This window comes from Pseudomonas ekonensis (assembly GCF_019145435.1).
Classification (GTDB): domain Bacteria; phylum Pseudomonadota; class Gammaproteobacteria; order Pseudomonadales; family Pseudomonadaceae; genus Aquipseudomonas; species Aquipseudomonas ekonensis.
Window position 1 is genome coordinate 1149814 of sequence record NZ_JAHSTS010000002.1, and the last position, 21944, is coordinate 1171757.

Sequence of the window (21944 nt, forward strand, 5' to 3'; positions counted from 1 at the left end):
GGAGCTAAGTTAACCAATCGGGCGGAGGGAGAAATTGACCGGGATCAATGCCGGTCGATGCGCGGGGAAGAGGAAGGGGAATAAATGACCTGCATCAACGGATGCAGGGGAGATCAACGCTTTTTCGGTTTGTTTTTCGGCTTTTTCTTGGCTTTGCCCAACGGCATCGCCTGTTCGAAAGCCTGGCGCACTTCGTTCAGGCGCTTGTCGTTGAGGTCGTGAACCCGCTTGGCGCGTTCGGCGTTGAGGTCGATCAGCTTGTCGTCTTGGCTCATGGCGTTCGGTGCATGGGTGGAGGAATCGCAACTGCCGCGTCAACGACAGGACTGCGCCCATGATGCGGCCTGACGCCGGCGCTGACCAGAGCCCGGAGCGCATGAACCTCGACAATTGATGTGCCGCCAGGTCAAATCTCGATGTCAACCCACAGCCCCTGGCGCGGCTGGTCTTCCATCAGCGGCACCACCGGCACGGTGTTGTCGGCGTTGAGTTCGGTGCCGGGCACGGCCAGGTGTTCTTCCGGATCCTCGTCGGCCTCGCGCCGGCGGCGGTCGCGCTCCTGCTGGCGGCGCTGCTCCTCGCGCAGCAGCAGGCCGTCCTCTTCCGGATCGCGCTTTTGCAGGTCGATGGTGCTTTCGTTGGAGCTTTCCTGCACCGGCACCACCGGAGGGATGTCCGGCCGCTGGCGGATCGGATCCTGCTGGGAAGTGATCGGCACGGCGCTCAGGGGGAGCATCGGTGGCAGCATATGAAGGGTCTCCTGTCGGCAAGCTATCGGCGGCGCCGGTCGCGCCTTGAGCCACCGGTCGAAAACTTGTGACCGGATCGGCATTAATCGGTGCCGCCGGCGTCCGCGCATCCGATGCGTGACCTACGCTTCCTTCAGTTCGCCGCAGGCAGTCAAAAGCCGGGCGCGGCTCCTAATCCTTTGGCCTCGGAGCCTCATTCCGTTAAGATAGCCCGCTTTTTCAAGGTGGGAGTCAGGCAGCATGGCGCAGCAGTATCAACCGGGGCAACGCTGGATCAGTGACAGCGAAGCAGAGCTTGGTTTAGGCACCGTTCTGGCACAGGACGGCCGCTTGTTGACCGTGCTCTACCCGGCCACTGGCGACACCCGCCAGTACGCGCTAAGGAATGCGCCCCTGACCCGCGTGCGTTTCTCGCCGGGCGACACCATCACCCACTTCGAAGGGTGGAAGATGACCGTGCGCGAAGTCGAGGACGCCAACGGCCTGCTCGTCTACCACGGCCTCAACGGGCAGAACGAAGCGGTCACCCTGCCGGAGACCCAGCTGTCGAACTTCATCCAGTTCCGTCTGGCCAGCGACCGTCTGTTCGCCGGGCAGATCGACCCGCTGTCGTGGTTCTCCCTGCGCTACAACACCCTGGAACACACCAGCCGCCAGCTGCAGTCCACCCTTTGGGGCCTGGGCGGCTCCCGGGCGCAACCGATCGCCCACCAGCTGCACATCGCCCGTGAAGTCGCCGACCGCATCGCGCCGCGGGTACTGCTGGCGGACGAAGTGGGCCTGGGCAAGACCATCGAAGCCGGCTTGGTGATCCACCGCCAGCTGCTGTCGGGCCGCGCCAACCGCGTGCTGATCCTGGTGCCGGAAAACCTCCAGCACCAGTGGCTGGTGGAGATGCGCCGCCGCTTCAACCTGCAGGTCGCGCTGTTCGATGAAGAGCGCTTCATCGAGAGCGATGCCGCCAACCCGTTCGAAGACACCCAACTGGCGCTGGTGGCGCTGGAATGGCTGGTCGACGACGAAAAGGCCCAGGACGCCCTGTTCGCCGCCGGCTGGGACCTGATGGTGGTCGACGAAGCGCACCACCTGGTCTGGCACGAAGACAAGGTCAGCCCGGAGTACGCGCTGGTCGAGCAACTGGCCGAAGTGATTCCCGGCGTGCTGCTGCTCACCGCCACCCCCGAGCAACTGGGACAGGACAGCCACTTCGCCCGTCTGCGCCTGCTCGACCCGAACCGTTTCCACGATCTGGCCGCGTTCCGCGCCGAGAGCGACAACTATCGCCCGGTGGCCGAAGCCGTGCAGGAGTTGCTCGACAAGGGCCGCCTCTCGCCCGCCGCGCACAAGACCATCCATGACTTCCTCGGTGCCGAAGGCGAAGCGCTGCTCGCCGCCGTCAACGACGGCGACAGCGAAGCCAGCGCCCGCCTGGTGCGTGAGCTGCTCGACCGCCACGGCACCGGCCGCGTGCTGTTTCGCAACACCCGCGCCGCCGTGCAGGGCTTCCCGGAGCGCAAGCTGCACCCGTATCCGCTGCCGTGCCCGGACCAATACCTCGAACTGCCGCTGGGCGAACACGCCGAGCTGTACCCGGAAGTCAGCTTCCAGGCCCAGCCGGACGCCGGCGAAGAAGAACGCTGGTGGAAATTCGACCCGCGCGTCGAGTGGCTGATCGACCAGCTGAAGATGCTCAAGCGCACCAAAGTGCTGGTGATCTGCGCCCACGCCGAAACCGCGATGGACCTGGAAGACGCCCTGCGCGTACGTTCCGGCATCCCGGCCACGGTGTTCCATGAAGGCATGAGCATCCTGGAACGCGACCGCGCCGCCGCCTACTTCGCCGACGAAGAGTTCGGCGCCCAGGTGCTGATCTGCTCCGAGATCGGCAGCGAAGGCCGCAACTTCCAGTTCTCCCACCACCTGGTGCTGTTCGACCTGCCGTCGCACCCGGACCTGCTGGAACAGCGCATCGGGCGCCTGGACCGGATCGGCCAGAAGCACGTCATCGAGCTGCACGTGCCGTACCTGGAGACCAGCCCGCAGGAACGCCTGTTCCAGTGGTATCACGAAGCGCTGAACGCCTTCCTCAACACCTGCCCGACCGGCAACGCCCTGCAGCATCAGTTCGGCCCGCGCCTGCTGCCGCTGCTGGAAGAGGCCGACGACGGCCAGTGGCAGGCCCTGATCGACGAGGCGCGCACCGAGCGCCAGCGCCTGGAGGCCGAACTGCACACCGGCCGCGACCGTCTGCTGGAGCTCAACTCCGGCGGCGCCGGCGAAGGCGAGGCGCTGGTCGAGGCGATCCTGGAGCAGGACGACCAGTTCACCCTGCCGATCTACATGGAAACCCTGTTCGACGCCTTCGGCATCGACAGCGAAGACCATTCGGAAAACGCCCTGATCCTCAAGCCGAGCGAGAAAATGCTCGACGCCAGTTTCCCGTTGGGCGACGACGAAGGCGTGACCATCACCTACGACCGCAACCAGGCGCTGTCGCGCGAGGACATGCAGTTCATCACCTGGGAACACCCGATGGTGCAGGGCGGCATGGACCTGGTGCTGTCCGGCTCGATGGGCAACACCGCCGTGGCGCTGATCAAGAACAAGGCGCTCAAGCCGGGCACCGTGCTGCTGGAACTGCTCTACGTCAGCGAAGTGGTCGCCCCCCGCGCCCTGCAATTGGGCCGTTACCTGCCGCCGGCCGCCCTGCGCTGCCTGCTGGACGCCAACGGCAACGACCTGGCCGCACGGGTGTCGTTCAACACCCTCAACGACCAGCTGGAAAGCGTGCCCCGCGCCAGCGCCAACAAGTTCATCCAGGCCCAGCGCGACCAACTGACGCCACGGATCAACGCCGGTGAAGACAAGATCGCCCCGCGCCACGCCGAGCGCGTGGCCGAGGCCCGCCGCCGTCTGGCGGCCGACACCGACGAAGAACTGGCGCGCCTGACCGCGTTGCAGGCGGTCAACCCGAGCGTGCGCGACAGCGAACTGGTCGCCCTGCGCAAACAGCGCGAGGAAGGCCTGGCGATGCTGGACAAGGCTGCCCTGCGCCTGGAAGCGATCCGGGTGCTGGTGGCGGGCTGATCCGCCCTGCCCTCCGGCAAAAAACGAAAAGGCCCGCAGCGATGCGGGCCTTTTTGTTTGCCTGTCGGATTTTCAGGCGCTGCGCACGGCCGCATCGCCAGCAGGCTTTCACGCCGTCGCCGCCTCAGCCTGCGGCACCACCACCGCCGCCAGCCCCGCCTTCATCCGCTGGGCGTCGCGCACAAAGCACCGCGACGCCAGGAACAGGAACACCATCGTCAGGAACAGCGCCACCGGAATCAGGTACATCGCGTCATGCAGGCCGACGGCCTTGAACGCTTCGCTCATTTCCCCGGCGCCCGCCGCCAGCATCGCCGACTGCGCAAAGTGATCCGACAGGCCGCCCACCACCACCGGCCCGAGGCCCCCGCCCAACAGGTACAGCCCGGCGAAGAACAGCGCCATCGCCGTGGCCCGCAGGCGCGGTTCGATCACGTCCTGGATCGCCGTGTAGACGCAGGTGTAGAAGTTGTAGGCAAACAGCCAGCCGACACTGAACACCGCCACGAACACGCCGATTTCGATGCGCCCGGCATGCAGCGCCCAGGCCGTGCACAGGGTCGAGACGATCAGGCTGAACCCGGCGAACAGCAGCCGCCCGTTGGCCACCCGCTGATGGACCTTGTCGGCGACCCAACCGCCGAGGGTCAGGCCGATGAGCCCGGTGACGCCGACGATCAACCCGGTGGCGACCGCCGCCTCCTGCAACGGCATCAGGAAATAGCGCTGCAGCATCGGCACCAGAAACGAGTTGCAGGCATAGGTGGCGAAGTTGAAGCACAGCCCGGCCATCACCAGCCACAGGAAGGTCGGCACCGCCAGCACCCGCCGGATCGGCCTGTCGACGGGCGCCTGGGACACCTGCACGGTCTCCGCCGCGCCGCGCTTGGGTTCCTTGATGAAGAACATGAACACCGCCAGCACCAGCCCCGGCACCGCCGCGATGAAGAACGGCGCGCGCCAGCTGTCGAAGGCCTTGACCATCGCGCCGATGGTGAAGAACGCCAGCAGCAGCCCCAGCGGCAGGCCCAGCATGAAAATGCCCATGGCCCGCGCCCGGCGGTGGGCCGGGAACAGATCGCCGATCAGCGAGTTGGCGGCCGGCGCATAGCTGGCCTCGCCGATGCCGATGCCCATGCGCACCAGCAGGAAGCTCCAGAAGCTGCCGACCATGCCGTTGACCGCCGTCAGCGCGCTCCAGGCCGCCAGGCCCCAGCCCATCAGCTTGCTGCGCGAACCGGTGTCGGCCATGCGCCCCAGCGGCAGGCCGGCGATGGCGTAAACGATGGTGAAGGCCGTGCCGACGATCCCCAGCTGAAAGTCGCTGAGGTGCCATTCCATACGGATCGGCTCGATGATGATCGCCGGAATGGTGCGGTCGAAGAAATTGAACAGGTTGGCCAGGAACAGCAGGAACAGAATGCGCCAGGCATTCGCCGCTTGGGTCGAGTGCTGCATGGGTCCGCCTCTTTTCTTGTTATGTGGGCTTCACGGCCGACGCGTTCGAGCCCGGAACCTGCAATCTAGTCAGCCGTTCGGCGGATGTCTGTGATCATTCGCCGGCCTGATACCGGGCCATGGCCATGTTACGAAACGTAAGCCCTTGAATTGCCTGAAATCCCCCGAAAACCGGGGCTTTCCCGGCAAAATCCGGCAACGAAAAAATACTTTTGCGCCCCCCTTCCCAAGCCTGCGGCGAAGCCTAGAATAGCCGCCGGATCCGTCCGGATCCTCCCCTTCCCTCCTTTGATGCCTGACCATGTCCGAAGCCAGTCCGTGTCTGAATTGCGGTGCCTGCTGTTCCCATTTCCGCGTGTCCTTTTTCTGGGGCGAGTGCGCCTCTGCCGGCGGAACGGTGCCTGACGAGCTGGTGACGCAGATCAGCCCCAGCCGGGTGGCGATGAACGGCACCGACTGCAAGTCGCCCCGCTGCACCGCGCTGGTCGGCGAGGTGGGCAGCACGGTGCACTGCTCGATCTACGAGCAGCGCTCCAGCCCTTGCCGGGAGTTCGAGTCGTCCTGGGAAAACGGCGAACAGAACACCGACTGCGACAAGGCCCGCGCCCGCTTCGGCCTGCCGCCGCTGGAGCCGCACTGGGCGCAGACGCCTTACGAACAGAGCGCCTGAGCCCTGGTCCTGATGGCTATAGTCCTGGTGGCTATAGCCCCGCTCGCTATAGTTCAAATCGCTATGACGCTAATGCCGAAATCATTAGCGCCAATGTGCCACTACCGCAAACGCCCCACATTCGGCCTCTATACTCCAGTCATTCGTCTGCGTTCATGACGCGGCCGGAACGCACTCGGAACGCACTCAGAGACGGGGCATGCTATGGAGTGGCTTGGTTTACAGTTCGTTGCCGAGTTGCCGCAGAGCGGGCAGGTCATCCTCAATTGCACCTATGACGCCTTGCTGGTGCTGGTGGCCTACCTGGTCGCCTGCGCGGCGAGCTTCGCCACCCTCGACATGGCCGAACGGGTCGGGCACGCCGAAGACCCGGCCTCGCAGCGGTTCTGGCGCTGGATCGGCGCCCTGTGCCTGGCCGGCGGCATCTGGGCCATGCACTTCATCGGCATGCTGGCGTTCCAGGCGCCGATCGACATCCAGTACGACCTGCCCGTCACGCTGTTTTCCCTGCTGATCGCGCTCTTCGCCTCGTGGCTGGCGATGCACACCCTGAGCGAGGCGCAGCCGAGCCTGCTGCAATACCTCAAGACCGCCGTCGTCATCGGCCTGGGCATCGCCGGCATGCATTACGTCGGCATGGCGGCCATGCGTTCCGCCGCCACGGCCTGGTACGACCCCACCCTGTTCACGGTGTCGATCCTGATCGCCGTCGGCGCCAGCTTCGCCGCGCTGTGGGTGGCCGGCCGCCTGCGCGACGGCGCCGGCCTGTACCTGCAACTGCTCAAGTACGCGGCGGCGCTGATCCTCGGCGCCGGCATCCTGAGCATGCACTTCACCGGCATGGCCGCGCTGCGGCTGGTGCTGCCGGAGAACAGCCTGCCGGCGCTGCCGCCGGAATCCGGGCACATGCAACTGGGCCTCACGGTGGCGCTGATCACCCTGCTGATCCTCGGCAGCGCCATCAGCGCGGCGCTGGCCGACAAGAAGCTGCAGCACAAGGAAAACGACCTGCGCCGGGTCAACACCCTGCTCACCCAACTGGATCAGGCGCGCATGTCATTGCAGCAGGTGGCCAACTACGACGCACTGACCAACCTGATCAACCGACGCGGCTTCAATCAGATCTTCGCCGAAAAGCTCAGCCAGAAAACCAAGGAAGGCGGGATGCTGGCGGTGATGTTCCTCGACATCGACCATTTCAAGCGCATCAACGACAGCCTCGGCCACGACGCCGGCGACGAACTGCTCAAGGTCATCGCCCGGCACATAAAAGGCTCGGTGCGCAGCCATGAGGACGTGGTCGCCCGCTTCGGCGGCGACGAGTTCTGCATCCTCATCGGCCTGCGCGACCGTGAAGAGGCGCGCAACCTGGCCCAGCGCATCATGCACAAGATGAAGGAGCCGATCGAACTGGCCGGGCGGCGGATGGTGATGACCACCAGCATCGGCATCAGCCTGTTCCCGGAGGACGGCACCACCTGCGAAGAGCTGCTCAAGCACGCGGACCTGGCGCTGTACCAATCCAAGGGCGCCGGGCGCAACGGCCTGCACTTCTTCAACGCCAACCTCAAGAACCGCGCCACCCTGGAGCTGCAGCTGGAGGAGGAACTGCGCCTGGCCCTGCGCGAAGAGAACGGCCTGACGCTGCATTACCAGCCGATCTTCGAGCTGCGCAGCGGCCGGGTCACCAAGCTTGAGGCGCTGGTGCGCTGGCAGCATCCGGTGCACGGCCTGCTGACCCCGGACCGGTTCATCGCCATCGCCGAGACCAACGGCCTGATCGCCGAGCTGGACAACTGGGTGCTGCGCAAGGCCTGCGAAGACCTGGGCGAGCTGTCCCGCCACGGCTGCGACGAGCTGAAGATCGCCTGGAACTGCTCGCCGCTGAACCTGGCGCGGGAGGAACTGGCCGACGAGATCGAAACCGCCCTGCGCACCGCCGGGGTCTCCCCCGAACGGCTGGAGCTGGAAGTCACCGAAAACGCCTTGATGGGCAACATCGCCAACACCCTGGTGCTGCTGCGCCAGATCCGCGCCCTCGGCGTGTCGCTGTCGATCGACGACTTCGGCACCGGCTACTCGTCGCTGGCCTACCTCAAGCGCCTGCCGCTGAACACCTTGAAGGTCGACCGCTCGTTCATCCTCGACATTCCCAAGGCCACCGCCGACATGGAGATCGTCCAGGCGATCATCGTCATGGCCCACACCCTTCACTTGCAGGTGGTCACCGAAGGCGTGGAAAGCCTGGAGCAATACGAATTCCTGGAGCGCTCGGGCTGCGATTTCATCCAGGGCTACCTGCTCAGCCGCCCGGTGCCGCTGAGCGAACTGCGGCCGGTGCTGGAAGAAATCGACCAGCGCAAGCACGCCCACGCGGTCAATCCGTTGAGCCGGGCCCGCGGTACATCTGCACCAGTGTCGCTGGATCCTGCTGCAAAAAGCCCTGGCTCCCATGCAGGCGCATCAGTTGTGCGGCCAATCCGCTGAGCGGCGTGGCCGAACCGGTCTCCCGGGAAAACTTCACCGCCGTGTCCAGATCCTTGAGCAACGTGCGCACGTGCCACTTCACCGGCTCGAAGCGGCTTGCGGCCATCTGCGGGGCGAGGATCTGCAGCGGTCTGGAATCGGCGAATCCGCCGGCCAGGGCTTCGGCGATCAGGCCCGCGTCGACCCCGGCGCTTTCGGCCAGCGCCACTACTTCGGCGATCACCAGGGCATTGCAGGCCACGATCATCTGGTTGCAGGCCTTGGTCACCTGGCCTGCGCCGACGCCGCCCATGTGGGTCACACGCTGGCCCAGGCTCATCAGCACCGGACGCACCCGTTCAAGGTCCGCCGCCTCGCCGCCGACCATGATCGCCAGGCTGCCGGCCTCGGCACCGGCCACTCCGCCGGACACCGGGGAATCGAGCCAGCCCATGCCGGTGCGGCCAAGGAGTTCGGCGGCCATCTCGCGGGTGGCGGCGGGCTCCAGGCTGGAGAAGTCCACCAGCAGCTGACCGCGCCCGGCGCCTTCGGCGATGCCCGCCGGGCCGAACACCACCTCGCGCACCACCGCCGTGTCGGCCAGGCACAGCATCACCACGTCGGCCTGAGCGCACAGTTCGGCGGGGCTCGCCACTTGCCGGGCGCCCGCCGCCACCAGCGGCGCGCACTTGGCCGGGTTGCGGTTCCACACCGTCAGCCGATAGCCCGCGGCCAAGAGCCGCCGGCACATCGGCAGGCCCATCAGGCCGATTCCGGCGAACCCCAACGAAGGTAGCGTTGACATCATTTAGCCTCCTTTTTATTAAAGATCGCCGAATCATGGCCGATCCATCATCAATCAGGAAAGGATTCCCCCGGACGACACCCAGGCCAACGGCCCGGAACCCGGGTCAAACACGCGCAGCAAACAGACGCGAGATTCCATTCCGTGAGATCCGGCGACAGCGGTCGCCGGGCCAACCAGTCCAGGTAAATGGCGCCCAATGACTTCCAAGAACAATCCGGCCACTGCGGTATCCGATCTGACCCTCAGCCCGGCGGCGAACAGCCCGTCGCCATCGCCGTCGAAGCCATTGCCACCCTCGCGTCCGCTGGGCACCCAGCAGTACCTGTACTTCACCGAAACCAACACCGACCGCATCCTCGACAACCTCGACGGCCTGCGTGACCTGGTGTTCCCGCGCCCGCCGCACCTGGAAGGCGACAACGAACAGCACAACGACCAGGAATTCCCGTCGGTGTGCCTGATCGGCCTGGGCCGCTGCGGCTCCAACATCGCCCTGGACGTGGCGGAGCTGGTGTACAACGCGCGCAAGTTCTACCTCAACGAATTCAACAACGAGGACCGGGCCGCCGACCGCCGCCTGGCCGACAAGGGCTACAGCCCGGCCCAGTGGATCCGCACCAACCTGCGGATCGGCCCGAACAAGGCCAGCAAGCCGGTGTTCCTGGTCGAGCCGCTGGTGATGCTCGGCGACCTGGACAAGGACATCGCCGGGCGCATCCGCTTCTCGCGCAAGGGCGAGAAGACCGGGTTCCTGCGCGACTACAGCAAGATGAAGATCATGGACCTGTCCGAAGTCCACGCCGGCGGCGCGGGCAACGCACCGATCCTGGGCCAGTACCTGGCCAAGATCATCCTGAACAAGGACACCCAGCGCTTCTCCAGCCCCGACTGGAAAATGATCCACTCGTACCTGATCGACAGCTGCGGCATCAAGGCCAACCAGTCGCGCCTGTACTTCTCGATCTTCAGCGCCGGCGGCGGCACCGGCTCCGGCATGGCCTCGGAGTTCGGCCTGGCCCAGCAGCACTCGTACATGAACAAGACGTTCGACACCAAGCCGATGGACGAGCATGACGGCAAGAGCGGCCATTCGTTCGTGTTCGAACCGATCTTCACCAGCGGCATCTGCGTGCTGCCGAACATTTCCGACCACCGCAGCGAAATGTCCGAAGCGTTGCACATCAACGCCGGCCGCCTGCTGTGCAAATACCTGTCGGAAGAATGGGATTTCTCGTACAACTTCGCCAACGAAGACAGCAGCGAAGCCAGCGTCATGGGCCGCATCCGCCCGTGGAACGCCATGATGCTGATCTCCAACGACATCATGCGTTACGCCGAAGAGAACGATGACGGCAACATCCAGAACATTGACGTCAATGCGATGGAGAAGCACGCCAACCAGTACATCTCGCAGCAGATCTTCAACATCCTGACGGCGCAGGCGGTGACCACCGACTACGACCAGAACTACTTCCGCCGCGCCGGCATCGACATCGGCGAGACCATCCGCCTGGACGCCAACGACCTGTTCATGAGCCTGGCGGGCCCGGTGGCCATCGCCTACGCCGAGTCCGTGGTGCCGGAGACCCCGCCGCCGAGCAGCGACAAGTTCAAGGTGTTCGACAAGGAGCCGCAGCGCCTGAACATCGACGACCTGTTCTTCCGCTCCATCGACCTGCCGCACTTCAACAAGGTCACCCAGGCCATCGAAGGCATCAGCCTGCTGCCGATCGAGTCCAAGCGCTACCGCGCCTCGCTGGAGCAGTACAAGAACTCCGGCTACGACGCGGCGGCCCTGCACGACCTGCACTTCTTCAAGAACTGCTCGTCGGTGGTCTCGATCGTCTCGCTGCCCAAGGACTACAAGCTGTCGTACATGGACCTGAACCGGTTGAAGACCCACCTCAACAGCCTGTTCCCCAACACCACGCTCAAGCGCTACGCGCTGGTGATCGGCGCCTCGGCCAACCTGTCGCTGACCACCCTGATCGCCAAGAGCCCGTGCCTGTCGGACGACTTCCTGACCCTGATCGTGGCGTTCATCAAGCGCTGCTTCGCCAAGAACCCTTACCGCTTCGACGAGACCCTGGACAACTCGATCCTGGACTTCATCATCCACGAGGACTTCGACGAAGACCGCATCGACGACCTGCTCAACGAATTCGAGAACCCGGCGAAGATCCTCGACACCAACTGGTACGCGATCAAGCCGATGTACGAGAAGAAGTACCGCGAGCTGATCAACGACAAAGAGAAGTTCGTCTCGATCAACGACATCCGCCTGTCCCGCGATTGCGTGAAGAAGGCCATCAAGTACCTGCGCGAGATCTACCGTCACCGGATCGGCAAGACCAAGGTCATCTCGCTCAACAGCCACACCGGCAAGACTTACTCGGTCTGACTGCAGACCGCGTCGCCCCCTTCGCCGGCAAGCCAGCTCCCACAGGTTTTATGGTGTTCACGATAATTGTGCTCACCAGGATCGTGCGGGAACTGGCTCGCCAGCGAAGAGGCCAGGGCATTCCCTGAAGGTTTCAGGTCTTCCAACATCCAGAAACAATTGAACAGCCCGCAGGCTGCCCTATCAACTGTTCCCGTTACGTTTACGTCACCGTTATGCCACCCACGCTTGTGGCATTTCTCCACGGCAACGTGCCATCACGCTACTCGGCTACACACTTTTCGCTGACAACTCAACGCACCAATCAGGTGCGCGCATTCAACCTTGCGCCCTGTCCTGGATCAGAATCCACGGCCGCACCACAACCGACCAAAGCTCGGGATCGCGCTCGTGAAAGTCCCGCGCCCGCGTCGCAGACAGCTTGGCGACCTTCTCTTCGGCCAGCCAGGCAGCCACTTTCTTGCCATCATCGGATGCCACAGCCTCGGCGACGGCGATCAAATCCAGCTCGGCACTGACCCATAACAGGTCACCCTTGGCAAAGAAGGGTTCCAGCTCTTTCCACGCAATAGTTGCGGTTTCACCAAGCAGCTTGGCATAGAGGGTGCTAGGTTCTTGATTCATGGGACTGTCCGGAAAAGAAATCGGCGCGAATGATAACGTCGGTGGTCCGGCAGAAAAACCCGGTAGGAAACGGCTGTACCGAACGAAAAGAGCAGGAGCGCCAAGGAATGCCGATGATTGGGGCATAAGCCCCCTGAACGCCCCGCCGCAATTCTGTCTTTTTCTTTCATCAAAGCGACACCCTCAGGATTTGCCCCCTGGCGCCAGCTTCCCAGGCCAACGACCGGCGCTCTACACTGTACCGGTACAGTTGCCGGGGGCATTTCCGGAAGGTATCGCAAAGATATCGGACCCGGTTCTGCTGCTACGGCGCCAGGACTCTAAAAAATACAACAGCAAGAGTGGAGCACTATGACTAAGGCTACTAAGCAGATTTCCAAACTGTTTGCCGCTATGGTTCTGGCCGGGGTGGCCAGCCATTCGTTCGCCGCCGACACCATCAAGATCGGTATCGCAGGTCCCAAGACCGGCCCGGTGACCCAGTACGGCGACATGCAGTTCGTCGGCGCCAAGCAAGCCATCAAGGACATCAACGCCAAGGGCGGCGTCGACGGCAAGATGCTCGAAGCCAAGGAATACGACGACGCCTGCGACCCTAAACAAGCCGTAGCCGTAGCCAACAAAGTGGTCAACGACGGCGTCAAGTTCGTGGTCGGCCACCTGTGCTCCAGCTCCACTCAGCCTGCTTCGGACATCTACGAAGACGAAGGCGTGATCATGATCACCCCGGCGGCCACCAGCCCCGACATCACCACCCGTGGCTACAAGCTGGTGTTCCGCACCATCGGCCTGGACAGCGCACAGGGCCCTGCGGCCGGCAACTACATCGCCGACCACGTCAAGCCGAAGGTCGTCGCGGTTCTGCACGACAAGCAGCAGTACGGTGAAGGCATCGCCACCGCCGTCAAGAAGACCCTCGAAGGCAAAGGCGTGAAAGTGGCCGTGTTCGAAGGCCTGAACGCCGGCGACAAGGACTTCTCCTCGATCATCCAGAAACTCAAGCAAGCCAACGTCGACTTCGTCTACTACGGCGGCTACCACCCTGAGCTGGGCCTGATCCTGCGCCAGTCCAAGGAAAAAGGCCTGAACGCCAAGTTCATGGGTCCGGAAGGCGTCGGCAACGACTCCATCTCGCAGATCGCCCAGGACGCCTCCGAAGGCCTGCTGGTGACCCTGCCGAAGTCCTTCGACGCCGACCCTGCGAACAAGGCCATCGTCGACGCCATCAAGGCTGACGGCAAGGATCCGAGCGGTCCGTTCGTGTTCCCGGCCTACTCCGCCGTCGAGCTGATCGCCGAAGGCATCAAGGCCGCCAAGTCCGAAGACACCGCCAAGGTGGCCGAAGCCATCCACGCCGGCACCTTCAAGACGCCGACCGGCGACCTGTCCTACGACGCCAAGGGCGACCTGAAGGACTTCAAGTTCGTGGTCTACCAGTGGCACTTCGGCAAGCCCAAGACCGAAGTTTCCCCTCAGTAAGCCTGGCATTACTGGTCAGTGAGCCCACTGTGCGAGCAGTGGGCTTTGTTTTACGAGGTTTATGGGCCGGTCGCCCGCGATCCGGGCGCTGGTTCACCTGAAAATCTTAAAACCGTCACCAGCGGTTCGCTGGCAAACGCTCCGTGCAAATGTGGCCACAGAACACAGCACAGGGCCGGAACATGACTCCACCAGTGAAATGCGTATCGGGTTTTTAGGAGCGCTGTAATGCCTGAGATCTATCATTTTTTCCAACAGCTGGTTAATGGACTGACCATTGGCAGCACGTATGCGTTGATAGCCATTGGCTACACAATGGTTTACGGCATCATTGGAATGATTAACTTCGCCCATGGCGAGGTCTACATGATTGGTTCCTACGTGGCCTTCATCGCCCTTGCCGGGCTGGCCATGATGGGCATCCACTCACTGCCGCTGCTCATGACCGCCGCGTTCATCGCGTCGATCGTCGTCACCAGTGCCTACGGCTACAGCATCGAACGCGTCGCTTACCGCCCCCTGCGCGGCAGCAACCGTCTGATCCCGCTGATCTCCGCCATCGGCATGTCGATTTTCCTGCAGAACACTGTGCTGCTGTCCCAGGACTCCAAGGACAAATCCATCCCCAACCTGATTCCGGGGAGCTTCTCCTTCGGACCGGGCGGCGCCGAGGAAGTCCTGATTTCCTACATGCAGATCCTGGTCTTCGTCGTGACGCTGATCGCGATGCTCGGCCTGACCACGTTCATCTCCCGTTCCCGCCTGGGCCGCGCCTGCCGCGCCTGCGCCGAGGACATCAAGATGGCCAACCTGCTGGGCATCAACACCAACAACATCATCGCCCTGACCTTCGTCATCGGTGCCGCGCTGGCCGCGGTCGCCGCCGTGCTGCTGAGCATGCAGTACGGCGTGATCAACCCCAACGCCGGCTTCCTGGTGGGCCTGAAGGCCTTCACCGCGGCGGTCCTGGGCGGCATCGGCAGCATTCCGGGCGCGATGCTCGGCGGGCTGGTGCTGGGTGTGGCCGAAGCGTTCGGCGCCGACATCTTCGGCGACCAATACAAGGACGTGGTGGCGTTCGGTCTCCTGGTCCTGGTCCTGTTGTTCCGGCCGACCGGCATCCTGGGCCGTCCGGAGGTTGAGAAAGTATGAGCAAACATCTTAAACAAGCGCTGTTCAGCGCCCTGCTGGTCTGGGCCGTCGCCTTCCCTGTCCTCGGCCTCAAGCTGAGCATCGTCGGCATCAACCTCGAAGTGCACGGCACCGGCCCGCTGACGCTGACCGTCATCGCCCTGTGCTCGGTGCTGATGTTCCTGCGGGTGCTGTTCAGCGAACAGTTCAGTGCGCTGATGCGCACCGACCGCGGCCCGCTGGTCTCGCCCAAGGTCAGTCAGTTCCTGACCCTGCCGCGCACCCAGCGCTGGATCATCATCGGCCTGATCGTGGTCGCGCTGATCTGGCCGTTCTTCGGCTCGCGCGGCGCGGTGGACATCGCCACCCTGATCCTGATCTACGTGCTGCTGGGCCTGGGCCTGAACATCGTGGTGGGCCTGGCCGGCCTGCTCGACCTGGGCTACGTGGGCTTCTACGCCGTGGGCGCCTACAGCTACGCGCTGCTGTCGCACTACTTCGGCTGGAGCTTCTGGCTGTGCCTGCCGATCGCCGGCCTGATGGCGGCCTCCTTCGGCTTCCTGCTGGGCTTCCCGGTGCTGCGCCTGCGCGGTGACTACCTGGCCATCGTGACCCTGGGCTTCGGTGAGATCATCCGTCTGTTCCTGCGTAACCTCACCGACCTCACCGGCGGCCCGAACGGCATCAGCAACATCCCCAAGCCGACCTTCTTCGGCCTGAGCTTCGAACGCTCGGCCAGCGAAGGCATGCAGACGTTCCACGAGTTCTTCGGGCTGACCTACAACCCGGTGAGCAAAGTGGTGTTCCTGTACCTGGTGGCCCTGCTGCTGGCCCTGGGCGCGCTGTTCATCATCAACCGCCTGCTGCGCATGCCGATCGGCCGCGCATGGGAAGCGCTGCGCGAAGACGAGATCGCCTGCCGCGCGCTGGGCCTGAACCCGACCGTGATCAAGCTCTCGGCCTTCACCCTGGGCGCCAGCTTCGCCGGTTTCGCCGGCAGCTTCTTCGCCGCGCGCCAAGGCCTGGTGACCCCGGAGTCGTTCACCTTCATCGAGTCGGCGATCATCCTCGCCATCGTGGTGCTGGGCGGCATGGGCTCGCAGTTGGGCGTGATCCTGGCCGCCGTGGTGATGATCCTGCTGCCGGAAATGATGCGTGAGTTCAGCGAGTACCGGATGCTGATGTTCGGTGCCCTGATGGTGCTGATGATGATCTGGCGTCCACAAGGTCTGCTGCCGATGCAACGCCCACACATGGAGTTGCGCAAATGAGCCGCGAGATCCTGAAAGTCGAAAACCTGAGCATGCGCTTCGGCGGCCTGCTGGCGGTCAATGGCGTGGCCCTGACCGTGAAAGAGAAACAAGTGGTGGCGCTGATCGGGCCGAACGGCGCGGGCAAGACCACCGTGTTCAACTGCCTGACCGGCTTCTACCAGCCCACCGGCGGCAGCATCCTGCTGGACGGCGAGCCGATCCAGGGCCTGCCGGGCCACAAGATCGCGCTCAAGGGCGTGGTGCGCACCTTCCAGAACGTGCGCCTGTTCAAGGAAATGACGGCGCTGGAAAACCTGCTGATCGCCCAGCACCGCCACCTGAACACCAACTTCCTGTCCGGTCTGTTCAAGACCCCGTCGTTCCGCAAGAGCGAGCAGCAAGCCATGGAGTACGCCGGCTACTGGCTGGACAAGGTCAACCTCAAGGAGTTCGCCAACCGTCCCGCCGGCACCCTGGCCTACGGTCAGCAGCGCCGCCTGGAGATCGCCCGCTGCATGATGACCCGCCCGCGGATCCTCATGCTCGACGAACCGGCGGCCGGCCTGAACCCCAAGGAGACCGAAGACCTCAAGGCGCTGATCAGCGTGCTGCGCGAGGAGCACAACGTCACCGTGCTGCTGATCGAGCACGACATGAAGCTGGTCATGAGCATTTCCGACCACATCGTCGTGATCAACCAGGGCACGCCCCTGGCCAACGGCACGCCGGAACAGATCCGCGACAATCCCGAAGTGATCAAAGCCTACCTGGGGGAAGCGTAAATGCTGCAGTTCGAAAACGTTTCCACCTTCTACGGCAAGATCCAGGCCCTGCACAGCGTCAACGTCGAAGTCCGCCAGGGCGAGATCGTGACCCTGATCGGCGCCAACGGCGCCGGCAAGTCCACCCTGCTGATGACCCTGTGCGGCTCGCCCCGGGCCCACAGCGGCAGCATCCGCTACATGGGCGAGGAACTGGTCGGCCTGGACTCGTCGCAGATCATGCGCAAGAGCATCGCCGTGGTGCCGGAAGGCCGTCGGGTGTTTGCCCGCCTGACCGTGGAAGAGAACCTGTCCATGGGCGGATTCTTCACCGACAAGGGTGACTATCAGGAACAGATGGACAAGGTCCTCGGACTTTTCCCGCGCCTGAAAGAGCGTTTCACCCAACGCGGCGGCACCATGTCCGGCGGCGAACAGCAAATGCTCGCCATCGGCCGCGCGCTGATGAGCAAGCCCAAGCTGCTGCTGCTCGACGAGCCGTCGCTGGGCCTGGCGCCGATCATCATCCAGCAGATCTTCGACATCATCGAACAACTGCGCAAGGACGGGGTGACGGTGTTCCTGGTCGAGCAGAACGCCAACCAGGCGCTGAAGATCGCCGACCGGGCCTACGTGCTGGAGAACGGCCGGGTGGTGATGCAAGGCACCGGCGAGGCGCTGCTGACCGATCCCAAGGTGCGCGAGGCGTACCTGGGGGGTTAAGCGGTTGCGGTGAACGGAAAACGGCCCTTCGGGGCCGTTTTTTTGTGTCTGTCATGCTTTGAGGCGCTTTGTGGCGTAATCGATCGCTTGTTGAACCGTTGTGATCTTTTCGGCCTCTTCGTCCGGGATTTCGATCTCGAACTCTTCTTCCAGCCCCATGACCAGTTCCACAGTGTCCAGCGAGTCGGCACCCAGATCATCGACAAAGCTGGTGCCATTTGTGACGTCCTCTGCTTTAACACCCAGTTGCTCGCTGACTACTTTCTTCACCCGTTGCTCGACATCGCTCATACCCACCTCCTCATTCCTTGTTGAGCCAAGGGCCGCAAAGCTCGGGCCTGAGCCTGGAACCAAGCGACTCATTGGGAGCGATCACACCCATGGCCTTCATCAGATCGTTGACGGCATGCAGCACACCGATGTCCTCCATGTTTGCGTTGCCGTTGAGGATCCGCCGCAGACAGAAATAGATCTTCAGCTCGCCGAATGCGGCATCGTCGTGCCTCACCCGCTCGTCCAGAATGATGTTGGCCTTTTCATCGATTCTGGCCTGCACAAATTTCTTCAGTTCAGCCTTGGTCATGATCGCGCTCCTTTGTGAGCCGTACGCTCGACCTTGAATCTACTGAGCCGGGTGAATCTCGCCCACTGTCAGAAATTACAGGTGCCTAGATCCGTTCACGATGACCGCCCTGCGCTTATGCCCTGGCGCTCTATATGACCCGATGCCGCTGTGGAACCGCCCCGGCGGTGGGCCAGCCAATGGTTCACCGACTGACTCGCCGCCATCGCGAGCAGGCTCGCTCCTACAGGAAATGTCGGGGGCCGAAGATTTCTCAAAAAAATTTCGGGATCGCGTGTAACGCATCGCGAAGTCGTTTCTCTAGTGGGGCAAGCAAGCGCACTTCGCTTGCAGAACCCAGACCCAACCGGAGAAACACCATGACCGCTACCACCCGCACCCTGTCCGCCACCGCCCTCGTCCTGGCCCTCGGTTCCGCCCTGAGCCTGGCCGCCGTCTCCACCGCCCACGCCGCCGACGACAACATGGAGAAATGCTTCGGCGTGGCCATGAAAGGCAAGAACAACTGCGCCGCCGGCCCTGGCACCACCTGCGCCGGCACCGCAAAAACGGACTACCAGCCCAACGCCTGGAAACTGGTGCCGAAGGGCACCTGCACCACCACCGAGAGCAAGACCTCGCCGACCGGCTTCGGCCAGCTCGAAGCGTTCAAGGCCAAGGCCTGATCCGACGGTTGCCCGAGTGTCGATCATGATCACATCCTGCGACCATGCCCTCCCCCGCACTCGGGCAGCCCTCACCGGGCTCCCGGCCCGTGCCGGGCTGGGGCTAAAGACCGGGCACTTCGACGAAGTGCTCGACACCCGCCCGGACATCGGCTTCTTCGAGGTCCACGCCGAAAACCACATGGTGGCCGGCGGCCCGTTCCATCACTTCCTGGGGCTGATCCGCGAACGCCATCCGCTGTCGCTGCACGGCGTCGGACTGTCCATCGGCGGCGAAGGCCCATTGGACACCCGGCACCTCCAGCGTCTCGCGGCGCTGATCGAACGCTACCAACCCCACGCTTTTTCCGAACACCTGGCCTGGTCGAGCCACGGCCCGGTGTTCCTCAACGACCTGCTGCCCCTGGCCTACGACACGCCGACGCTGAACCGCGTCTGCGACCACATCGACCAGGTGCAGAACACCCTCAAGCGGCCGATGCTGCTGGAAAACCCCGCCACCTACCTGGCTTTCCGGCGCTCGACCTTCGACGAGGCGGACTTCCTCCACGAAATCATCCGGCGCAGCGGCTGCGGCCTGCTGCTGGACGTCAACAACGTCTACGTTTCCTGCATCAACCACCGGCGCGACCCGCTGGCCTACCTTGAGGCGCTGCCGCTGCACGCCGTGGGCGAGATTCATCTGGCCGGGTTCGCCGAAGATGCCGACAGCCTCGGCGACCGCCTGCTGATCGACGACCATGGCGCCCCCGTCGACCAGGCGGTCTGGGCCCTGTACCGGCAAGCGCTGCAACGCACCGGCCCGGTGGCGACCCTCATCGAACGCGACAACCATGTGCCGGCCTTCAGCGTATTGATGGCCGAGGCGCGGCAAGCCGATGAGATGCTGCTGGCCGCAGGGAGCCGCCCATGAGCGATCAAGCCGTGTTCAGCGCAGCCCTGCTCGATAGCCGCCTGCCCTGCCCCAAAGGCCTGTGCTGCGCCAACGGCGCCGACCCGGCGAGCCGTTTCGCGGTGTACCGCAACAACGTACAGAGCTCGTTGATCAATGCCCTGGCCGACAGCTATCCGGTGGTGGCCGAGCTGGTCGGCGACGATTTCTTCCGGGCCATGGCCGCGCTGTTCCTGCAGGACCAACCACCTTGCAGCCCGGTCATGAGCGAGTACGGCGAAGGCCTGGCGGACTTCATCGAAGGTTTCGAACCTGCCGCCGGCGTGCCTTATCTGGCGGATGTCGCCCGGCTGGAACGCCTGCGCACCGTCGCCTACCACGCCGCCGATGCCCCGCCGCTGCCCCATGAGCGGATCGCCGACGCCTTCGCCGATGCCGGCATCGTCGACGATCTGCGCATCGGCCTGCACCCGTCGCTGCACCTGCTCGACTCGGCCTTCGCTGTGGTGGACATCTGGGCTGCGCACCAGCAGGACGCGACGCTGGCCGGTATCGACCTGGCCTGTGCACAGCACGCGCTGATCCTGCGCCACGGCCTCGACGTCGAGGTGTTCGCCCTCGAGCCCGGCGCAAGCCGGTTCATCCGCGCCCTGCTTCGCGGCCAGCCGCTGGGGCAGGCCCTGGCAGACCTCCCGGCCTTCGACCTCAGCCAGACCCTGGCCCTGCTGATCAGCCGAAACGCCATCACCCACTTGAACCCCAAGGTGTCGCCATGAGCCACTTGATCGCCCGCGCCATCGCGCTGCTGGAACGGATCCCCCACAGCCTGATCGCCTTCATCGCGCGTTTTTCCATTGCCGCGGTGTTCTGGAAATCCGGACAGACCAAGGTCGAAGGCCTGGCCATCGACCTGGTCGACGGCACCTTCGAACCCGGCTGGCCGCACCTGGCGGACTCGACGGTGCCGCTGTTCCAGAGCGAATACCACGTGCCGCTGTTGTCGCCGGAACTCGCCGCGCACCTAGCGGCGTTCGCCGAGCACTTCTTCCCGGTTCTGATCCTGCTCGGTTTCGCCACGCGCTTTTCGGCGTTGGCCTTGCTGGGCATGACCCTGACCATTCAACTGTTCGTGTACCCGGACGCCTATCCGACCCACGGCACCTGGGCAGCGCTGTTGCTGTACCTGATGGCGACCGGGCCGGGCAGATTGTCGGTCGATCACCTGATCGCCCGGCTGAACAAATGACACTGCAGGCTCGCGCCTGCAGAATGACCGCCCGGCGGTCAAAGCCTGTCCAGCGCCTCGCCGCTGCGCTTGAACCAGCCCACCAGGTAGTCCGCCAGCACTTGGGTGCGCTTGGGCAGCCCGCCCTGATACGGATGCACCAGGTACATGGGCATGCGCCGGGTCTGAAAATCCCGCAGGAGCCATCGCAACCGGCCGTCAGCCAATTCCGTCGGCAACAGGTACGACGGCAGCCGGGCGATGCCGGCGCCGGCCAGCGCCGCCTTCTTCAGCAGGTTGTAGTGGTTGCTGGCGAACGGCCCGGACACCTTTACCCGCAGCAGTTCGTGCCGCTGGTGGTACAGCCATTCCTCGCGGCCGCTGTAGTGGCTGTTGAGCAGGCAGCGGTGCCCGGCCAGCGCCTGCGGGGTCGCCGGCTCGCCGTAGCGCTCAAGGTAGGCCGGGCTGGCGCAGGTCATTTCCTGCCAGGCCAACAGTGGCCTGGCCACCAGACGCTCGTCGTTGGCCACGTCGGTGCGCACGGCCAGGTCAAAGCTGTCCCGGGCCAGGTCACGGAAGTTGTTGTTCAGCTCCAGTTCGATCTGCACGTCGGGGTACTTCTGCGAAAACTCCAGGAGCAGGCCGTCGAAGAAGGTTTCTCCCAAAGACACCGGCACCGTCATGCGCACCGGTCCGGCCATGTCGTCCTTCAGCCGCGCCAGCGCCTGACGCGCGCGCTCCGCCTGGGCGACCAGCGCCTGGGCCTGCGGCAACAGCGCCGCGCCCGCTGCCGTCAGGCTCAGGCGCCGGGTCGTGCGCTGCAGCAAGACCACGGAAAACTGCGCCTCCAACTGGCTGATGCGCTTGGACAGCTGCCCCTTGCTGCAGCCCAGCCGCTGCGCCGCCAGGGTGAAACTGCCGGCCTCGATCAACACGGCGAACGCCGCCAGATCATCCATCTCGCTCATG

21 protein-coding genes are annotated in these 21944 nt (G+C 64.1%); 13 read left to right on the forward strand and 8 right to left on the reverse strand.

Annotated features, from left to right (window positions below):
* Positions 1–113 precede the first annotated feature (113 nt).
* Both KVG96_RS18265 and KVG96_RS18270 read right to left on the reverse strand, forming a co-directional pair.
* On the reverse strand, positions 114–275 hold the full coding sequence (locus tag KVG96_RS18265; protein WP_008016476.1) for a hypothetical protein: 162 nt from the start codon (positions 273–275) through the stop codon (positions 114–116).
* A 131-nt stretch (positions 276–406) separates the two neighbouring features.
* Positions 407–748 (reverse strand): aspartate-semialdehyde dehydrogenase, encoded by a 342-nt coding sequence (locus KVG96_RS18270; protein WP_085581675.1) that lies wholly within the window; start codon positions 746–748, stop codon positions 407–409.
* A gap of 241 nt (positions 749–989) precedes the next feature.
* Here KVG96_RS18270 and rapA point away from each other — a divergent pair, with 241 nt between their 5' ends.
* Positions 990–3836 (forward strand): RNA polymerase-associated protein RapA, encoded by a 2847-nt coding sequence (rapA, locus tag KVG96_RS18275; RefSeq protein WP_217893338.1) that lies wholly within the window; start codon positions 990–992, stop codon positions 3834–3836.
* A gap of 108 nt (positions 3837–3944) precedes the next feature.
* On the opposite strand, the gene KVG96_RS18280 is transcribed toward rapA, so the two are convergent.
* Entirely contained in the window at positions 3945–5294 is a 1350-nt protein-coding gene (locus tag KVG96_RS18280; RefSeq protein ID WP_217893339.1) for a spinster family MFS transporter, read from the reverse strand.
* A 301-nt stretch (positions 5295–5595) separates the two neighbouring features.
* Between KVG96_RS18280 and KVG96_RS18285 the strand changes: the two genes are divergently transcribed.
* The gene (locus KVG96_RS18285) at positions 5596–5964 is read left to right on the forward strand and encodes a YkgJ family cysteine cluster protein (RefSeq protein ID WP_085581668.1); all 369 of its coding nucleotides are present in this window, start codon (positions 5596–5598) and stop codon (positions 5962–5964) included.
* A gap of 204 nt (positions 5965–6168) precedes the next feature.
* A complete protein-coding gene (locus KVG96_RS18290) occupies positions 6169–8451 on the forward strand; it encodes a putative bifunctional diguanylate cyclase/phosphodiesterase (protein ID WP_217893340.1) in 2283 nt (760 codons plus the stop codon).
* Here the strand turns inward: KVG96_RS18290 and KVG96_RS18295 are convergent.
* Positions 8342–9238: an NAD(P)-dependent oxidoreductase gene (locus KVG96_RS18295; RefSeq protein ID WP_217893341.1), complete on the reverse strand. Its 897-nt coding sequence runs from the start codon at positions 9236–9238 to the stop codon at positions 8342–8344. The genes KVG96_RS18290 and KVG96_RS18295 overlap by 110 nt on opposite strands.
* 196 nt (positions 9239–9434) lie before the next feature.
* On the opposite strand from KVG96_RS18295, the gene KVG96_RS18300 reads away from it, so the two are divergent.
* A complete protein-coding gene (locus tag KVG96_RS18300; protein ID WP_217893342.1) occupies positions 9435–11639 on the forward strand; it encodes a hypothetical protein in 2205 nt (734 codons plus the stop codon).
* A gap of 318 nt (positions 11640–11957) precedes the next feature.
* On the opposite strand, the gene KVG96_RS18305 is transcribed toward KVG96_RS18300, so the two are convergent.
* Positions 11958–12263 carry a DUF2288 domain-containing protein gene (locus KVG96_RS18305; protein ID WP_217893343.1) on the reverse strand — a complete coding sequence of 102 codons (306 nt, stop codon included), beginning with the start codon at positions 12261–12263 and terminating at the stop codon, positions 11958–11960.
* A gap of 351 nt (positions 12264–12614) precedes the next feature.
* Here KVG96_RS18305 and KVG96_RS18310 point away from each other — a divergent pair, with 351 nt between their 5' ends.
* The 5 genes from KVG96_RS18310 to KVG96_RS18330 all read left to right on the forward strand — a co-directional run bounded on the left by KVG96_RS18310 (position 12615) and on the right by KVG96_RS18330 (position 17610).
* Positions 12615–13742, forward strand: a complete 1128-nt coding sequence (locus KVG96_RS18310; protein WP_217834657.1) for a branched-chain amino acid ABC transporter substrate-binding protein — start codon at positions 12615–12617, stop codon at positions 13740–13742.
* A 228-nt stretch (positions 13743–13970) separates the two neighbouring features.
* Positions 13971–14894 carry a high-affinity branched-chain amino acid ABC transporter permease LivH gene (livH, locus tag KVG96_RS18315; RefSeq protein ID WP_085581658.1) on the forward strand — a complete coding sequence of 308 codons (924 nt, stop codon included), beginning with the start codon at positions 13971–13973 and terminating at the stop codon, positions 14892–14894.
* Complete coding sequence (locus KVG96_RS18320) at positions 14891–16144, forward strand: high-affinity branched-chain amino acid ABC transporter permease LivM (RefSeq protein ID WP_217893344.1); 1254 nt, start codon at positions 14891–14893, stop codon at positions 16142–16144. Before livH ends, KVG96_RS18320 begins: the two co-directional genes overlap by 4 nt.
* Positions 16141–16908: a high-affinity branched-chain amino acid ABC transporter ATP-binding protein LivG gene (gene livG / locus KVG96_RS18325; RefSeq protein WP_217893345.1), complete on the forward strand. Its 768-nt coding sequence runs from the start codon at positions 16141–16143 to the stop codon at positions 16906–16908. Before KVG96_RS18320 ends, livG begins: the two co-directional genes overlap by 4 nt.
* Positions 16909–17610 carry an ABC transporter ATP-binding protein gene (locus KVG96_RS18330; protein WP_085581652.1) on the forward strand — a complete coding sequence of 234 codons (702 nt, stop codon included), beginning with the start codon at positions 16909–16911 and terminating at the stop codon, positions 17608–17610.
* Positions 17611–17661: 51 nt separating this feature from the next.
* Here KVG96_RS18330 and acpP read toward each other — a convergent pair whose 3' ends face one another.
* Together acpP and KVG96_RS18340 are read right to left on the reverse strand one after the other, a co-directional pair.
* Positions 17662–17901, reverse strand: a complete 240-nt coding sequence (gene acpP, locus KVG96_RS18335) for an acyl carrier protein (protein ID WP_217893346.1) — start codon at positions 17899–17901, stop codon at positions 17662–17664.
* Positions 17902–17911: 10 nt separating this feature from the next.
* Positions 17912–18193, reverse strand: coding sequence for a hypothetical protein (locus KVG96_RS18340; protein ID WP_217893347.1), 282 nt, complete (start codon positions 18191–18193; stop codon positions 17912–17914).
* Between the two features lie 359 nt (positions 18194–18552).
* Here KVG96_RS18340 and KVG96_RS18345 point away from each other — a divergent pair, with 359 nt between their 5' ends.
* Genes KVG96_RS18345 through KVG96_RS18360 form a run of 4 tightly spaced genes read left to right on the forward strand, consistent with a single transcriptional unit; the run spans position 18553 to position 20996 of the window.
* A complete protein-coding gene (locus tag KVG96_RS18345) occupies positions 18553–18858 on the forward strand; it encodes a BufA1 family periplasmic bufferin-type metallophore (protein WP_217893348.1) in 306 nt (101 codons plus the stop codon).
* Positions 18859–18883: 25 nt separating this feature from the next.
* Positions 18884–19771: an MNIO family bufferin maturase gene (gene bufB, locus KVG96_RS18350; protein ID WP_217893349.1), complete on the forward strand. Its 888-nt coding sequence runs from the start codon at positions 18884–18886 to the stop codon at positions 19769–19771.
* Positions 19768–20526, forward strand: coding sequence for an HvfC/BufC N-terminal domain-containing protein (locus KVG96_RS18355; RefSeq protein ID WP_217893350.1), 759 nt, complete (start codon positions 19768–19770; stop codon positions 20524–20526). Before bufB ends, KVG96_RS18355 begins: the two co-directional genes overlap by 4 nt.
* Positions 20523–20996: a DoxX family protein gene (locus KVG96_RS18360; protein WP_217893351.1), complete on the forward strand. Its 474-nt coding sequence runs from the start codon at positions 20523–20525 to the stop codon at positions 20994–20996. Before KVG96_RS18355 ends, KVG96_RS18360 begins: the two co-directional genes overlap by 4 nt.
* A gap of 38 nt (positions 20997–21034) precedes the next feature.
* Here KVG96_RS18360 and KVG96_RS18365 read toward each other — a convergent pair whose 3' ends face one another.
* Positions 21035–21943 (reverse strand): LysR family transcriptional regulator, encoded by a 909-nt coding sequence (locus tag KVG96_RS18365; RefSeq protein WP_217893352.1) that lies wholly within the window; start codon positions 21941–21943, stop codon positions 21035–21037.
* Position 21944 lies beyond the last annotated feature (1 nt).

Excerpts from the sequence above, each read along its gene's own strand:
- KVG96_RS18265 (WP_008016476.1), bottom strand. The coding sequence starts at position 275 with ATGAGCCAAGACGACAAGCTGATCGACCTCAACGCCGAACGCGCCAAG.
- KVG96_RS18270 (WP_085581675.1), bottom strand. The coding sequence starts at position 748 with ATGCTGCCACCGATGCTCCCCCTGAGCGCCGTGCCGATCACTTCCCAG.
- rapA (WP_217893338.1), top strand. The coding sequence starts at position 990 with ATGGCGCAGCAGTATCAACCGGGGCAACGCTGGATCAGTGACAGCGAA.
- KVG96_RS18280 (WP_217893339.1), bottom strand. The coding sequence starts at position 5,294 with ATGCAGCACTCGACCCAAGCGGCGAATGCCTGGCGCATTCTGTTCCTG.
- KVG96_RS18285 (WP_085581668.1), top strand. The coding sequence starts at position 5,596 with ATGTCCGAAGCCAGTCCGTGTCTGAATTGCGGTGCCTGCTGTTCCCAT.
- KVG96_RS18290 (WP_217893340.1), top strand. The coding sequence starts at position 6,169 with ATGGAGTGGCTTGGTTTACAGTTCGTTGCCGAGTTGCCGCAGAGCGGG.
- KVG96_RS18295 (WP_217893341.1), bottom strand. The coding sequence starts at position 9,238 with ATGATGTCAACGCTACCTTCGTTGGGGTTCGCCGGAATCGGCCTGATG.
- KVG96_RS18300 (WP_217893342.1), top strand. The coding sequence starts at position 9,435 with ATGACTTCCAAGAACAATCCGGCCACTGCGGTATCCGATCTGACCCTC.
- KVG96_RS18305 (WP_217893343.1), bottom strand. The coding sequence starts at position 12,263 with ATGAATCAAGAACCTAGCACCCTCTATGCCAAGCTGCTTGGTGAAACC.
- KVG96_RS18310 (WP_217834657.1), top strand. The coding sequence starts at position 12,615 with ATGACTAAGGCTACTAAGCAGATTTCCAAACTGTTTGCCGCTATGGTT.
- livH (WP_085581658.1), top strand. The coding sequence starts at position 13,971 with ATGCCTGAGATCTATCATTTTTTCCAACAGCTGGTTAATGGACTGACC.
- KVG96_RS18320 (WP_217893344.1), top strand. The coding sequence starts at position 14,891 with ATGAGCAAACATCTTAAACAAGCGCTGTTCAGCGCCCTGCTGGTCTGG.
- livG (WP_217893345.1), top strand. The coding sequence starts at position 16,141 with ATGAGCCGCGAGATCCTGAAAGTCGAAAACCTGAGCATGCGCTTCGGC.
- KVG96_RS18330 (WP_085581652.1), top strand. The coding sequence starts at position 16,909 with ATGCTGCAGTTCGAAAACGTTTCCACCTTCTACGGCAAGATCCAGGCC.
- acpP (WP_217893346.1), bottom strand. The coding sequence starts at position 17,901 with ATGAGCGATGTCGAGCAACGGGTGAAGAAAGTAGTCAGCGAGCAACTG.
- KVG96_RS18340 (WP_217893347.1), bottom strand. The coding sequence starts at position 18,193 with ATGACCAAGGCTGAACTGAAGAAATTTGTGCAGGCCAGAATCGATGAA.
- KVG96_RS18345 (WP_217893348.1), top strand. The coding sequence starts at position 18,553 with ATGACCGCTACCACCCGCACCCTGTCCGCCACCGCCCTCGTCCTGGCC.
- bufB (WP_217893349.1), top strand. The coding sequence starts at position 18,884 with ATGATCACATCCTGCGACCATGCCCTCCCCCGCACTCGGGCAGCCCTC.
- KVG96_RS18355 (WP_217893350.1), top strand. The coding sequence starts at position 19,768 with ATGAGCGATCAAGCCGTGTTCAGCGCAGCCCTGCTCGATAGCCGCCTG.
- KVG96_RS18360 (WP_217893351.1), top strand. The coding sequence starts at position 20,523 with ATGAGCCACTTGATCGCCCGCGCCATCGCGCTGCTGGAACGGATCCCC.
- KVG96_RS18365 (WP_217893352.1), bottom strand. The coding sequence starts at position 21,943 with ATGAGCGAGATGGATGATCTGGCGGCGTTCGCCGTGTTGATCGAGGCC.